The sequence below is a fragment of the Candidatus Manganitrophaceae bacterium genome (assembly GCA_012960925.1).
Taxonomy (GTDB): Bacteria; Nitrospirota; Nitrospiria; order SBBL01; family JAADHI01; genus DUAG01.
Window position 1 is genome coordinate 1 of the sequence record DUAG01000072.1, and the last position, 14,321, is coordinate 14,321.

General features: G+C 51.8%; 11 protein-coding genes. 10 read left to right on the forward strand and 1 reads right to left on the reverse strand.

Annotated elements, in window-relative coordinates:
- The first annotated feature begins 416 nt into the window (after positions 1-416).
- The 9 genes from EYQ01_10160 (at position 417) to argB (ending at position 12,282) form a co-directional block, all read left to right on the forward strand.
- A complete protein-coding gene (locus EYQ01_10160; GenBank protein HIE66147.1) occupies positions 417-2,075 on the forward strand; it encodes an NADH-quinone oxidoreductase subunit M in 1,659 nt (552 codons plus the stop codon).
- Entirely contained in the window at positions 2,076-3,527 is a 1,452-nt protein-coding gene (locus tag EYQ01_10165) for an NADH-quinone oxidoreductase subunit N (protein HIE66148.1), read from the forward strand.
- Between the two features lie 150 nt (positions 3,528-3,677).
- Positions 3,678-4,763 carry a DNA-protecting protein DprA gene (gene dprA / locus EYQ01_10170; protein ID HIE66149.1) on the forward strand — a complete coding sequence of 362 codons (1,086 nt, stop codon included), beginning with the start codon at positions 3,678-3,680 and terminating at the stop codon, positions 4,761-4,763.
- A gap of 128 nt (positions 4,764-4,891) precedes the next feature.
- Positions 4,892-7,153 (forward strand): type I DNA topoisomerase, encoded by a 2,262-nt coding sequence (gene topA, locus EYQ01_10175; protein HIE66150.1) that lies wholly within the window; start codon positions 4,892-4,894, stop codon positions 7,151-7,153.
- Positions 7,154-7,158: 5 nt separating this feature from the next.
- A complete protein-coding gene (locus EYQ01_10180) occupies positions 7,159-8,550 on the forward strand; it encodes a methylenetetrahydrofolate--tRNA-(uracil(54)-C(5))-methyltransferase (FADH(2)-oxidizing) TrmFO (protein HIE66151.1) in 1,392 nt (463 codons plus the stop codon).
- A complete protein-coding gene (locus tag EYQ01_10185; GenBank protein HIE66152.1) occupies positions 8,508-9,419 on the forward strand; it encodes a tyrosine recombinase XerC in 912 nt (303 codons plus the stop codon). Before EYQ01_10180 ends, EYQ01_10185 begins: the two co-directional genes overlap by 43 nt.
- Before the next feature lie 34 nt (positions 9,420-9,453).
- The gene (gene hslV, locus EYQ01_10190; protein ID HIE66153.1) at positions 9,454-9,984 is read left to right on the forward strand and encodes an ATP-dependent protease subunit HslV; all 531 of its coding nucleotides are present in this window, start codon (positions 9,454-9,456) and stop codon (positions 9,982-9,984) included.
- A gap of 53 nt (positions 9,985-10,037) precedes the next feature.
- A complete protein-coding gene (hslU, locus tag EYQ01_10195) occupies positions 10,038-11,417 on the forward strand; it encodes an ATP-dependent protease ATPase subunit HslU (GenBank protein HIE66154.1) in 1,380 nt (459 codons plus the stop codon).
- Positions 11,418-11,430: 13 nt separating this feature from the next.
- On the forward strand, positions 11,431-12,282 hold the full coding sequence (gene argB / locus EYQ01_10200) for an acetylglutamate kinase (GenBank protein ID HIE66155.1): 852 nt from the start codon (positions 11,431-11,433) through the stop codon (positions 12,280-12,282).
- A gap of 326 nt (positions 12,283-12,608) precedes the next feature.
- Here the strand turns inward: argB and EYQ01_10205 are convergent, their stop codons facing one another.
- Positions 12,609-13,427, reverse strand: coding sequence for a formylglycine-generating enzyme family protein (locus EYQ01_10205; GenBank protein ID HIE66156.1), 819 nt, complete (start codon positions 13,425-13,427; stop codon positions 12,609-12,611).
- A 95-nt stretch (positions 13,428-13,522) separates the two neighbouring features.
- Between EYQ01_10205 and EYQ01_10210 the strand changes: the two genes are divergently transcribed.
- Positions 13,523-14,218: a hypothetical protein gene (locus EYQ01_10210; protein HIE66157.1), complete on the forward strand. Its 696-nt coding sequence runs from the start codon at positions 13,523-13,525 to the stop codon at positions 14,216-14,218.
- Positions 14,219-14,321 lie beyond the last annotated feature (103 nt).

Below are 14,321 nucleotides of genomic sequence, written 5' to 3' on the forward strand. Positions count from 1 at the left end.
GATATCGCCTACCGGAGAGGCGTCCCCGGCTTTATGTGGTTCGCGGAGAAACCCCTCGCACGCTATGAAGAGTTTATTACTGAGGTGTATAAGTATGGCCTGATCGAACCGGTAAAAAGACTCTCCCGATTTGCATGGAAGGTGGATACCTGGGTTTTTGATGGCCTGGTCAATGCCTCAGGCTGGGCCACGCTCCTGGAAAGCAAGGTTTCCGAAATATTTGATATTCATGTTGTCGATGGGGCAGTGAACAGTATCTCGACGGTTCTGGGCGGGAGCGCCCGGCGACTCCGCAAGTTGCAGACGGGGGCCATCCAAAATTATATGTTGGCCATGATCGTCGGAATCGTTGTCCTTTCGGTTGTTTTTGTCTGGATATTGTAGTGACTGCGTAACGGGTTTCTTATGGAGGTTTCATGATAAGTACATATTCTTTCCCCATCCTCTCCCTCACCGCCTATATTCCCTTGATTGGCTGCATCATTCTTGCCTTCATGAAAAAGGAGGACCACAAGGCGATCATGCAAACGGCCTTGGGGATTTCCCTGGTGACCATGCTGGTCTCATTCCTTCTGATTCCCGGTTTTGAGAAGTCCAAGGCGGACATGCAATTTGTGGAGCAGGCTACATGGATTCCGAGTCTGGGTGTTGAATATATCTTTGGCATTGACGGGATCAGTCTCTTATTGATCGTCATGACGACGATCCTGACCGCCATCTCAATTGTCAGCTCTTTTACGGCTATTACAGAACGTGTGAAGGAATATTATATTGCCATCCTCTTCCTCGAAACCGGGATGCTCGGGGTCTTCATGTCCCTCGATTTCTTCCTCTTCTATATCTTCTGGGAAATCATGCTGGTTCCGATGTACTTTATGATCGGTATCTGGGGTGGGGGCCGGCGTCTCTACTCCTGTATCAAGTTTTTTCTTTACACGCTCTTTGGCAGTTTGTTCATGCTCCTGGGCATCCTGGCCATCTACTTTCTCAACGGGAATCCGGAGTATGGGACAGGGCAGCTGACCTTTAGTATTCTTGAACTTCAAAAACTGAACCTCCCCCTCCATCCTTATCAATACTGGATTTTCCTCGCCTTCTTCCTGGGTTTTGCCATCAAGGTTCCAATGTTCCCCTTCCATACTTGGCTTCCGGACGCGCATACGGATGCACCGACCGCCGGAAGCGTCTTGTTGGCGGGGGTTCTGCTGAAAATGGGCACTTATGGTTTTGTCCGTTTTTGTCTTCCAATGTTCCCCGAGGCCAGCCGCTATTTTGTTCCAATGATCTCCGGCTTGGCCCTGGTCGGCATCGTTTACGGGGCATTGGTCGCCTTGGCACAAAAAGATGTGAAACGCCTGGTGGCCTATTCTTCGGTCAGTCATCTCGGTTTTGTCATGCTGGGTTTGTTTGCCCTGAACCGACACGGGCTGACGGGGGGCATCCTTCAGATGATCAACCATGGGGTTTCCACCGGAGCGCTCTTCCTGATTGTCGGGATGATTTACGAACGTCGGCATACGCGTTTGATTGCAGATTTTGGAGGCTTGTCTTATCGGATGCCCATTTTTGCCGGTTTTTTTGCCGTGACAATGTTTTCTTCCATGGGACTTCCCGGTCTAAACGGTTTCGTGGGAGAATTTTTAATCCTGGTTGGGGCCTTTGAAGCAAACAAGGTATATGCGGGGATTGCCGTGGTCGGAATCATCCTGGGGGCCGCGTACATGCTCTGGCTCTTCCAGCGAATGATGTTCGGGCCGCTGGATAAACCCGAAAACCAAAAACTTTCCGACATGAACCGTCGCGAGATCGCCTACATGGCTCCCTTGGTCGTTTTCATGTTCTGGATCGGTCTCTATCCAAAACCCTTTATCCAATTCCTGGAACCGCCTGTGGAGAAGATCCTCATGAGGCTCAACGCGTCCAGTGCCCAAAACACCGGGTCGGATCATAAAGTGAAGAAGGTGAGGATAGAGGAGATTCTGCCGAACCGACCTGTCGATCTTGCCTTGCGTGGTGATTCGGAACTCCGGATACATGATCGCGAATTGAGCGCTTCCATTGGGGAAGAGGAATAGATGGAGACGCCATTGCCCGATATTCAAATTATCGCGATTCTTCCCGAAATAATCCTATCTCTTGTGGCCTTAGCCCTTTTTGTCGCGGTTCCCTTTGTCCCTGCGGAGAAAAAAGAAGTTCTGGGCTACTTTTCCATCGGGGGTCTGCTTCTTTCCGGTTTCTCGCTTGTTTTCCTCTGGGGCAAGGAGATCTCAACGTTCAATGGAATGATTGCAATCGATTCTTTTGCCATTTTCTTCAAGGTGATATTTATTTCTGTTTCTATACTTGTCATCATGATGTCCTTTCGTTATGTTGAGATCCAAAGGATCAATCTGGGGGAGTACTACGGTTTGATCCTTTTTGCAACGATTGGGATGATGTTGCTCCCTTCAGCCACAGACCTGCTCTCTTTTTACCTTTCACTCGAACTGATGTCGATGTCTCTCTATGTTCTGACGGCATTCATGAGAAAAGATCCGAAATCAATTGAGGCGGGGATTAAATATTTTCTGACCGGGGTATTTGCCTCCGGTGTTATTTTATACGGAATTGCGTTTCTTTACGGTTTGACGGGCACCACAAACCTGGCGGGGATTCATGAACAGCTTGCGGCGCAGGATCTGTCTTCCTCCCCGATATTGATCATGGCCATCATCCTGATGGTGACCGGTTTTGGGTTCAAGATCGCGGCCGTTCCCTTTCATATGTGGGCGCCTGATGTGTATGAAGGTTCACCCACACCGATTACGGCTTTCCTTTCTGCCGGTTCGAAGGCCGCTGCATTTTCTGTGATGCTGCGCGTTTTTATCATGGGCCTGGAAGGGAGTCATTCCAGTTGGTGGCAGATTCTCTGGTTGGTTTCCGTTCTGACGATGACCCTTGGGAATGTTGTCGCGATGGTCCAGACCAACATTAAAAGGCTGCTGGCCTATTCCTCAATCTCACACGCGGGTTATATTCTGATCGGTTTGGTTGCAGGCAATCAAGTGGGATTGACCGCCATCCTGATCTATCTCGTCGGCTATGTTTTCATGACCTTGGGTGCTTTCACCATGCTGATCCTCATCTGCCGGAAGGGAGTGCGGGGAGATCAGATCAGCGATTTTAGAGGGTTGGCTCGAACACACCCGGTCGTGGCGGCGACATTTATTCTCTTTGCCCTCTCCCTGATCGGGATTCCGCCGACCGCTGGTTTTGTGGGGAAACTCTACTTGTTCAACGCTGCGATCCAGGGGGGCTTCTATTGGTTGACTATTATTGCCGTTCTCAATAGCGCCATATCTCTTTATTACTATTTCAACGTGGTCAAGGTGATGTATATGGAGGAGCCACTGGATGAGATGCCCCTTTCATTTTCGCCCGCCCTGAAGGTGGCGCTCTCGATCATGGCCTTTATCACCCTCTTCCTCGGCCTCTACCCCGAGCCGATCATTCGCGGAGCGATCTCTTCGGTAAAGATTTTTCTGTGAGCCCTTCCATCGTAGGACCTTTATTTAAGACCTTATTCTCTTGCGTTCCCTTAAAATAATTCCAGAGCTGAGACCTTGAGAAAGCTGTCGTTTTACTTGACTGGACAAGGCACTTCTGTATAGTGTCATCCGTTTACACTTGGAGGGATCATGGAACGCTATCGTTCCTGGCTGGCGTTGAAACAGGTTCCCGGGGTCGGAAATGTTCTCTATCGGCGTCTGATTGAGCATTTTAAAAATCCCGAGTCGGTATTCTCTGAAGGGAGAGAAGCGCTCCTGAAGGTTGAGGGAATGACGGGATCGGTTGCGGCAGGCATCACTTCGTTCCGTAATTATACCGACGTCGATCAGGAGTTGGAAAAAGTAGAAAAAGAAGGCGCGTCTCTTTTGTGCCTGAATGATGCCTGCTATCCCGCACTGCTCCTGGAGATCTATGATCCTCCCCCGATCCTTTATATGAAGGGGATATGGAGAGAGCAGGCATTCTATCCCCTTGCAATCGTTGGCGCGCGGAAGACGACTCATTACGGAAGAACGGTGACCGAAAAACTCTGTCGCGACCTGGTCCGGCATGGGGTCACGGTTGTCAGCGGATTTGCCCGGGGAATCGATGGTCTGGCACACCGAACCACACTCTCTGAAGGGGGGAGAACCATCGCGGTTTTGGGTTCTGGTATTGACACGATTTACCCGTCTGAACATGAGAAGTTATTCGACCAGATGGTTGAGGAAGGGACGATTTTTTCCGAGTTTCCGATGGGTGCGCTTCCCGAGCCGCACCATTTTCCGCAACGCAACCGGGTGATCAGCGGACTTTCAATGGGATGTGTTGTGGTTGAAGCAACGCTCAAGAGCGGTTCTCTGATTACGGCCCGTCTCGCCCTGGAACAGGGGCGTGAGGTCTTTGCCGTGCCGGGACCGATCCTGTCTGAGACCAGTGCCGGGCCAAATCAACTGATCGCATCCGGGGCAAAACTGGTTCAGGGGGTTGATGATATCCTGGATGAACTTCGGCCAACATTGGAGAAACGCTTGCCGGGCTTGCCAGAAGAAAGGCCTCAGCTTGAATCTGATGAGGAAATTCTGTACGGGATACTTTCGTCCGAGCCGAAGCATGTGGATCAGGTTATAATGGAAAGTGCCAAGACCTCATCTTCTGTTTCCGAGCTCCTTTTGACCCTTGAGTTGAAAGGAATGGTGAAACAGCTTGCGGGACAGTACTATGTTAAAATGTGAGTAACAAATGTGAAGCTGGTATAATTCCGGCCATTGGAGTAGTTGCAACAGGATAATTTTATGTGGAGGTTGTATTGCCGAAGGCTGTAAAGAAGAGTCGTAAAACCGCAACGACAAAGAAAAAGGGCTTGGTGATCGTCGAGTCGCCCTCCAAGGCAAAGACAATCAGTAAGTACCTCGGAAGACAATACAAGGTGATGGCCTCTGTTGGTCATGTCAGGGATCTTCCAAAATCAAAACTCGGGATCGACATTGAGGGTGGGTTTAAGCCAGAGTATGTCGTTATTAAGGGGAAGAGCAAGATTGTTTCAGAGATCAAGAAGGCCGCCAAATCGGCGGAAAAGGTCTATCTGGCACCCGATCCGGATCGAGAAGGGGAGGCGATCGCGTGGCATATTTCAGAGGTACTGAAATCACAGAATGGGGAGGTCTACCGGGTTCTCTTTAATGAGATTACCAAAAAGGCGGTTCAGCAGGCCATGACGACTCCCGGCAGTATTGATGTTAAAAAGGTCAATGCACAACAGGCGCGGCGCGTTCTGGACCGGATTGTCGGTTATAAACTCAGCCCCCTTCTCTGGGAGAAGGTCCGCCGAGGTCTTTCTGCGGGCCGTGTCCAGTCTGTGGCCGTTCGGATCATCTGTGAGCGCGAAAAAGAAGTTCTGGCCTTTGACTCTGTTGAGTACTGGAGCATTACCGCCAAACTTCAGGGAAAAGATCCTCCCTCGTTTTTGGCAAAGTTGATTCAGGAAAAGGGAGCGACGATTCGCATCGACAACGAATCGGAGGCCCAGGCACTGAAGGATGCTTTACAGGAGCATCCATACATTGTCTCCAAGGTTGAAAAGAAGGAGCGGAAGCGCAACCCGACCCCGCCTTTTATTACCAGCCGTTTGCAGCAGGAGGCCGCCCGGAAACTGGGATTCACGCCGAAGAAAACAATGATGCTGGCGCAGCAGTTATACGAAGGAATAGAAACCCGTTCTGAAGGGGCGGTCGGATTGATTACCTATATGCGGACCGACTCCGTACGCATCTCACCAGATTTTCAGGGAGAATCGCTTGCCTGGATCAGGGCGCGGTACGGAGACGCCTATGTCCCGCAGTCTCCGAATCAATACAAGAGCAAGAAGGGGGCGCAAGAGGGTCATGAGGCCATACGTCCTACTGCCATTGAGCGCGATCCAGTGCAGGTTGAGGCAGATCTGTCGCGCGATCAATATGTGCTCTATAAACTTATCTGGAATCGTTACGTCGCCAGCCAAATGACCCCGGCCATCCTGGACATGACGCGCATGGATATTGCCGCCGGGCCCTTTCTCTTCAGGGTGACAGGTTCTGTTGTGAAGTTTCCTGGTTTTACGACGGTATATACCGAAGGAAAAGACGAGGGGGCCAAGTCCGCGAAGGGCGAAGAGGAAGGGACAGTTGTCCCTGGTGTGGAGGGGATTCTGCCCGAATTGAGTGTTGGAGAGACCCTGAATTTTCAGGAACTTGACCTGAAACAACATTTTACGCAACCTCCGCCGAGATATAACGAAGCCTTGTTGATCCATGACCTTGAGGAAAAAGGGATTGGCCGGCCGAGCACCTATGCTGCGATTATCTCAACGGTTCAGGACCGAAAGTATGTTGAGAAACGCGAAGGACGTTTTTATCCGACAGAGCTTGGAAATATTGTCAACGATCTTCTTGTGGATCATTTTCCGGATATCGTGAACGTGGAGTTTACCGCCCGGATGGAAAATGAACTCGATGAGGTGGAAGAGGGGGGAAAGGATTGGGTTGAAACCGTCCGGGGATTTTACGAGCCCTTCAGTAAAACCCTGGAGAAAGCCCGGGTCGAGATGCGTGATGTGAAACGAGAAGAAACGCCGACCGATATTCAATGTGAAAAATGCGGAAGCCAGTTGGTGATCAAATGGGGCCGTTTTGGCCGCTTTCTGGCCTGCTCCGGCTATCCAGAGTGCAAGAATACCAAAGAGTTTGTCGAGACAAAAGATGGGATTGAGGTGGTTAAGGCGGAGGTTGAGACCGATGAGGTCTGCGATAAATGCGGCAAACCGATGATCATCAAGTCCGGCCGTTTTGGCCGCTTCCTGGCCTGCTCCGCTTATCCCGATTGTAAGAATACCAAGCCAATATCCATCGGTATTTCTTGTTCTGAACCGGATTGCGGGGGAGACCTCACCGAGAAACGAACAAAGCGGGGAAAGGTCTTTTTTGGTTGCACACGCTATCCGGACTGCAAATTTGCCCTTTGGGATCGCCCGGTAAAGCGTCCTTGTCCAAAGTGTCAAGCGCCCTTCCTGATCGAGAAACGAGACCGAAAGACCGGGGTGAAAATCCTCTGTCGGAATGAAGAGTGTAGTTTTGAAGAGGCTGGTTGATTTGTATGCCTGACAAAAAGCTGATCATCATTGGAGGGGGGCTTGCCGGATCGGAGGCCGCCTGGCAGGCGGCACAGCGGGGGATATCAGTTCTCCTTTATGAGATGCGCCCTGTCCGAATGACCCCTGCACACAAGACCGGAAACCTGGCCGAGTTGGTTTGCAGCAACTCTATGGGTTCGCTCAAGGAGGTGAGTGCGCCGGGTCTGCTCAAAACGGAGATGCGGAAGCTCGGTTCATTGGTACTTGCGAAGGCGGAAGGAGCGCGTGTTCCAGCAGGAATGGCCCTGGCGGTCGACCGCGACCGCTTCTCTGAAGGCATCACCCAGGCCATCCAGGGGCACCCCAATATCACGGTGCTCCATGAGGAGGTCAAGGAGATTCCGGCCGATGGCGTTGCCGTGATTGCAAGCGGTCCCCTGACCTCTGATTCCCTGGCGGAGTCTCTTCAGAAAATAACCCGCACAGACCGGCTTTTTTTTTATGACGCCATTTCTCCGATCATTGACGCGGAGAGTATAAACTCGGATCGTGTCTTTCGCGCCTCCCGTTATGACCCTGGGGAAGGGGACTACCTGAACTGTCCGATGGACGAAGCCACTTATCAGGCCTTTTACGAGGCCATGTTGAGCGCGGAAAGAGTTGAGGGAAAATCATTTGAGAAAACGCCTTATTTTGAAGGTTGCCTTCCGATTGAGGTCATGGCAGAGCGAGGGCGTCTGACCCCCGTTTTCGGTCCAATGAAGCCGGTCGGCCTGATCGACCCGAAGACCGGGAAACAGCCTTTTGCTGTGGTCCAGTTGCGGGCGGAGAACCAATTCGGATCCTGTTATAACATGGTGGGTTTCCAGACCCGCATGAAGTGGCCTGAACAGCGGCGTATCTTTCGGATGATTCCGGGCCTGGAGGATGCGGAGTTCCTGCGTCTCGGAAGCCTGCATCGAAATACCTTTATCAATACGCCGCGTCTTTTATCAGAGAGCCTCCAGTTGCGGTCCCAGCCGGGCCTCTTCATGGCGGGGCAAATTGTCGGGGTGGAAGGATATGTTGAATCAGCCGCAATGGGATGTCTGGCGGGCATCAACGCGACGCGGATGCTTCTAGGGGGAAGCGTCTCTGTTCCGCCAAAAACGACGGCCCATGGTGCGTTGATTCAGTATATTACACAGAGTCATCCGTCCTTCTTCCAGCCGATGAATACAAATTTTGGGTTGTTTCCGCCGATTGAAAAGAGCGAGATTCCTTCTCATCTTCCTGGAGAAGAGGGCCTCCCCAGAAAACGCCGTAGTCGAAAATTAAATAAAGCCCTTCGTCATCAGGCGATTGTCGATCGGGCGCTTGGAGATCTTTCAGAATGGATAGGGCAATCGAAGATTTTAGCCGATATCTCCGCGTAGAGCGGAATGCCTCCCCCCATACCACGCGGAATTATCTTTCAGATCTTTCCGCATTTCGCGCCTATCTCATCGGTGCCGAAAGGGTGAAGAAGGGAAAAGTGTCCGGGCCTTTGACAAAGAAGAGGGTACCGCAACCCGCTCAGGTGAGTGCATTGATGCTCAGGGGCTACCTGGCCGCTCTGCATAAAAAAGGTATTGGCAAGACGACGATTGCAAGGAAGTTGGCGGTTCTTCGGTCCTTTTTTCAATATCTTCTTCGGGAGGAAAAGATCTCGGTCAATCCGGCAAAACAGCTTGCGACGCCGCGACAGGAGAAACCGCTTCCTCTTTTTCTGACGGCCGAGCAGGCGGCCCGCCTGCTTCTTCTCCCTCAGGGAGAAGGATGGAGGGTTCAACGAGATCGGGCGATCCTGGAGACATTTTATTCCTGCGGCATCCGCAATGCGGAGTTGCTTGCCCTGCAAAAGGGAGACATCGATTTTGAGGCAGGAATGGCCAGGGTTTTCGGAAAGGGACGGAAAGAACGTCTTGTCCCCATCGGTCGAAAGGCAATTGACGCGATCCGCCGATATTTAAATGCCCGTCCCCATCCGGGGGAAGCTCTGTTTATGAACCACCGGGGAGAGCGTCTCACCGGTCGGAGTATCAGCAGAATCGTGAAAAAATATATGCTCCAGATCGACAAACCTTCTTTGAGTCCGCATAGTCTGCGACACAGCTTTGCGACGCATCTGCTTGAAGGGGGTGCCGACCTCCGTTCGGTTCAGGAGATGCTGGGGCACGCGCGTCTTTCCACGACACAACGATACACCCATCTGCAGATGGACCACCTGATGAAGGTCTATGATAAAGCCCATCCGAGGGGCTAGTTGTTTTTTTCAGTATAAAATGTGGAGTGAGTAGATGATACGATCAACAACCATTATTTCGGTACGCCATAATGGCCTGGTTGCAATGGGAGGGGATGGCCAGGTGACGATCGGAAATACCGTGATGAAGCACAACGCGAAAAAGGTGCGGAAGGTATTTAATGATTCTATCCTGACTGGGTTTGCCGGGGCGACCGCAGATGCCTTCACTTTGTTTGAGAAGTTCGAGGCCAAGCTTGAAAAGTATAATGGTAATTTGACCCGGTCCGCGGTTGAATTGGCAAAGGATTGGCGGACCGATCGCATTCTCCGTCGTCTGGAGGCGCTTCTTGCCGTTGTGGACCGAGAACATTCCCTGCTGATCACGGGGAACGGAGACGTTATTGAACCGGAAAGCGGGATTTTGGCGATCGGCTCGGGCGGCCCGTATGCCCAGGCCGCCGCCCAGGCCCTGGTCGCACATTCCTCTTTGGATGCGCGTGGTATTGTGGAGCAATCCATGAAGATTGCCGCAGACATCTGTATTTACACGAATCATGAGATTGTCCTAGAGATTCTTGATTAGGAGTTTGTCTTTCATAAAAAGTATCCCTGCCATTCTGATGGAGTCATAAGCTGATGTTATCGAAAGATTATGGGGATTTAATTCCCCGGAAGATTGTAGAAGAACTGGATAAATATATCGTCGGTCAAAAAGATGCGAAACGGATGGTCGCGATCGCCCTGAGAAATCGATGGCGGCGTCAGCGTCTTCCTCCTGATTTAAAAGATGAAGTGCTTCCGAAAAACATTATCATGATCGGGCCGACCGGCGTTGGAAAGACAGAAATCTCCCGCCGTCTGGCGAAGCTATCCGGTGCACCTTTTCTGAAGGTCGAGGCCTCAAAATTTACCGAGGTCGGCTACGTGGGACGGGATGTGGAATCGATCATCCGGGACCTCGTGGAGTTATCGGTGAGTATGGTCAAGGCCCAGCATAGCGAAACGGTTCGGGAAAAGGCGGCGAAGCTTGCGGAGGATCGCTTGCTCGACCTTCTTCTCCCGCCGCCGCCTTTACGTCCTCCGTCCGGTGTTTACAGTGAACCTCGGGAAGTGCCGGAGAATAAAATGGATTCCTACGAACAGAGCCGCGAGAAACTCCGCCAGCAATTAAGAGAAGGCAAACTGGATGAACGATCTGTTGAACTCGAGGTCAAAGACAAATCGCTTCCGCCGATTGGGGTGATTTCGAATGTCGGCATGGAAGATCTCGAGATGAACCTCCGGGAAATGCTGGGGAACATGATGCCCGGTAAAAGCAAGAAGCGAAGACTAAAGGTGGCAGAGGCCCTCTCGATCCTGAACCAGGAAGAGGCGCAGAAACTGATCGACATGGACGAAGTCATTCATGATGCCGTCAACCGGGTGGAAAATGCGGGGATTGTCTTTCTCGACGAGATAGACAAGATTGCCAGCCGGGACGGGGGTCAGGGGCCGGATGTTTCCAGGGAAGGCGTTCAGAGAGACCTTCTCCCGATTGTCGAGGGCTCTACAATCAATACGAAGTATGGGATGGTGAAAACGGACCACATCCTCTTTATTGCCGCGGGGGCATTTCATATGTCCAAACCCTCAGACCTGATTCCGGAATTACAGGGGAGATTTCCGATCCGGGTGGAGTTGTCCTCTCTCGGTAAAGAGGACTTTGTCCGAATCCTGACGGAGCCGAAGAATTCATTGGAAAAGCAGTATGTCGGGCTTTTGGAGACGGAAGAGGTTCATCTCGAATTCACAAAAGACGGCATCGAAGAGATTGCGGAAACGGCCGTGACGGTCAATGGACGGACGGAAGACATCGGGGCCAGGCGCCTCTTTACCATCATGGAACGTCTCCTGGAGAAGCTCTCGTTTGCGGCCCCGGAGCTAGAGGAAAAGAAGGTGGTGATTGACGGCGAATATGTCCGGGAACGGATGCGGGATGTCATTACGGATGAGGACCTAACGCGATATATTCTATAGAGAAGTAATGCGAATGAATCAACTTAATCAAAAAGCAGAAATACTTGTAGAAGCACTTCCTTATATTCGTGCCTTTTCCGGTAAGACCATTGTGATCAAGTACGGTGGGGCGGCGATGCTGGAGGAGGACTTGAAACGCCAGTTTGCCGAGGATGTGGTCCTGATGAAATATGTCGGGATGAATCCGATTGTCGTTCATGGTGGTGGCCCGCAGATTTCTGTAATGATGAAGAAGATGGGGAAAGAACCGAAATTCATCCGCGGCGTCCGTGTGACCGACCGGGAGACCATGGACATCGTTGAGATGGTCTTGGCCGGTGCCGTGAACAAGGAGATCGTCACCCTGATAAACCAGATGGGCGGAAAGGGGGTGGGTCTGACCGGCAAGGACGGAGGACTGATTCTCGCAAAAAAACTACGCGGCAGCCGGGATAAGATGGGACATGTCGGAGAGGTCAAGGCCGTGGACGCACAGATCCTGAGGGCTCTGGAAGGAGATCGTTTTATTCCGGTGATCTCTCCGGTCGGGGCCGATGAGGCCGGTAAGAGTTACAACATCAATGCCGATCTGGTTGCCGGAAGCCTGGCTGCGGCTCTTTCCGCAGAGAAGTTTTTGATCCTGACGGATGTGCCGGGCATTCTCAATGACAAAAAGAAGCTTTTCCCGACGCTGTCAAGAAAAGAAGCCCAGCGCCTGATCAAGAAGGGCGTGATCGGAAGCGGAATGCTTCCCAAGGTTTCGGCGGCCCTCTCCGCAATCGAAAAGGGAGTTCACAAGGCCCACATCATAGACGGCCGCGTCCCCCATGCCCTCCTGCTGGAGATATTCACAGACAAGGGCGTCGGCACCGAAATCCTCGCATAAGGCTCCAGCTCACCCACCTTTTCCCTCAAGGCCGCGTTGCTGCGGTGCTCAAATCCTCACGTATGGACATACGCTCCGGTTCTGCGCGCCGCGCGCCTTGCCCTGAAGAAAAATTTGGGCAATCTGAAACCTTATGAAACCTTGCACTATTTTGTTTTTAAAAACGAGCTCGTCATTCCGGCGAAGGCCGGAATCCAGAGGGTTCAATCTTTATGATGCCGGACGCTTAAACTTTTTTTTGCGTAGATCATTACTAGCGAACGAATGAGAGCGTTGAGGGGGAGGTTCCATTCGGCTTTGCCGGTGGAGGGGGCGACGCAAGCCCCCTATGGAGTCTTTGCGCATCGGAAGCCCAGGTCAGCGTAAGCATCCTCCGGCGGGATGGAGGATCGGTAGGCCCCCCGGTAGAAGAGAGGGAGGGCGTAGTGGCCGATGCCTCCCCATCCGCCTCCCCGAAAGACCTTTTGTTTTTCACCGAAGAGCTTGCTTTCATAGCTTGATTCCGGATAGGGCTGATACCAGTCAGCGGTCCACTCCCACACATTCCCGGCCATGTCCAGAGCACCGTAGGGGCTTGCCCCTTCTTCAAAAGACCCGACCGGGGCGATATCCCCGATGCCGGAGTCTCCGGCATTCAACTTCTTCTTATCATAGTCATTCCCCCAGGGGAACTCCCGGCCATTCACGCCGCGCGCGGCCTTCTCCCATTCCGCTTCAGTCGGCAGACGCTTTCCCTTCCATCGACAGAATCGCTCTGCCGAATACCAGTTGATATCGGTAACCGGATAGTGCTCCCGCCCGGGAGGAATACTGCGTCCGAGAAAAGAAACGGGGGGTCGTGCTCGGGTAAAATCGATGAAGGCCTTGTACTCTGTGTTTGTGATCTCATAGCGGTCGATGTAAAAGAGGGGAAGTTTTACTGTTCTCTCCGGGTGTTCATCGAGATACCATGGTTTTCGGGTTCCCAACTCGCTGGATTGCTGCTCGGCATCCACCTTGTTACTCCCCTGGATAAACTCTCCGCCTGGAACAGTAACCATGCCGGTGGGAGGAGCGGGAGGAGGGATCTTCAGAAAGCAGCCTGAGAGGGAAAGTGCTAAGATGATAGGGGCGAAGGCGCGTTTGTTGGAAATAAATTGTTTCATGATGGGGCATTATAAGAGGTTCATGAGGGGGGGGTCAAGACCCATTAACGGGCCTTATATGGGATAAAAGAAAAAATTTGTGTCTGGAGGAGAATATGTTATCTCAGCAACACTTCAAAATCATTCTGATCGTCTTTATTTATTTTCTTGGAAATTTAGTCGGCTTGCGGCTCGTGGAAGCCGCCGACTGGTCAATCTCTCCTGACATTCGATCTGCATCAATTTCTGCCATCGCAAATCATAGCTTTGGGGGAGGCCCTGGAAATAGAAGGGAGTCCGTCCTGGATGTGCCGGCCCTGTTTCCGGAAAAACTGGAAACAGGCGTGAGAGACCGGGCGGGAAATGAACGGGAGGCCTCCGGAATAATCGGTCTGGAAATAAACGAGGGAGCGATCCATATTACCGGTCGGATGTCGACAAAAGACTCAGATCCAAACGACTTCATCGCGCCGATTGCAACCATTAGAGGAAGGGTGAAGTTTGACTTGATGGTGATTCTTTCAGGAGAGAGAAAGAACTTGCGAGGGAAGCTTCTCCTCTCCGGAAAAGGGGCGCCTTCTCTGGTGGGCGAAGTAGGGAAGATCCCACCAACAAATATCGTCATCCAGGTCTGGCTGAACGAGCAAGCTCTTCTAAAAACATCGGACTTCCTTCTTGGAGAGGACAAAGTCATCCCGAAGCCCCTTCACCATGGGGACATCATCACGATTCTTTTTCAGGGAGATTTCAGCCTCTTTTCAAAAGGCGAGGCCGATATTGTCTCAACACTCCATTATTCCTTCGGACCCTAATCAATTCATAATTATTGTCTTATCGTTGATTGTCCCCCCTCAGTTTCTCTAGACATCGTGAAAACCGTCAAGTCGTCTGGAAGACAAGGCCAGAGGCCAAAGG

Coding starts and splice junctions, on each gene's coding strand:
- hslV (HIE66153.1), top strand. CDS start 9,454: ATGATACGATCAACAACCATTATTTCGGTACGCCATAATGGCCTGGTT.
- EYQ01_10180 (HIE66151.1), top strand. CDS start 7,159: ATGCCTGACAAAAAGCTGATCATCATTGGAGGGGGGCTTGCCGGATCG.
- EYQ01_10205 (HIE66156.1), bottom strand. CDS start 13,427: ATGAAACAATTTATTTCCAACAAACGCGCCTTCGCCCCTATCATCTTA.
- hslU (HIE66154.1), top strand. CDS start 10,038: ATGTTATCGAAAGATTATGGGGATTTAATTCCCCGGAAGATTGTAGAA.
- EYQ01_10160 (HIE66147.1), top strand. CDS start 417: ATGATAAGTACATATTCTTTCCCCATCCTCTCCCTCACCGCCTATATT.
- argB (HIE66155.1), top strand. CDS start 11,431: ATGAATCAACTTAATCAAAAAGCAGAAATACTTGTAGAAGCACTTCCT.
- dprA (HIE66149.1), top strand. CDS start 3,678: ATGGAACGCTATCGTTCCTGGCTGGCGTTGAAACAGGTTCCCGGGGTC.
- EYQ01_10185 (HIE66152.1), top strand. CDS start 8,508: ATGGATAGGGCAATCGAAGATTTTAGCCGATATCTCCGCGTAGAGCGG.
- EYQ01_10210 (HIE66157.1), top strand. CDS start 13,523: ATGTTATCTCAGCAACACTTCAAAATCATTCTGATCGTCTTTATTTAT.
- EYQ01_10165 (HIE66148.1), top strand. CDS start 2,076: ATGGAGACGCCATTGCCCGATATTCAAATTATCGCGATTCTTCCCGAA.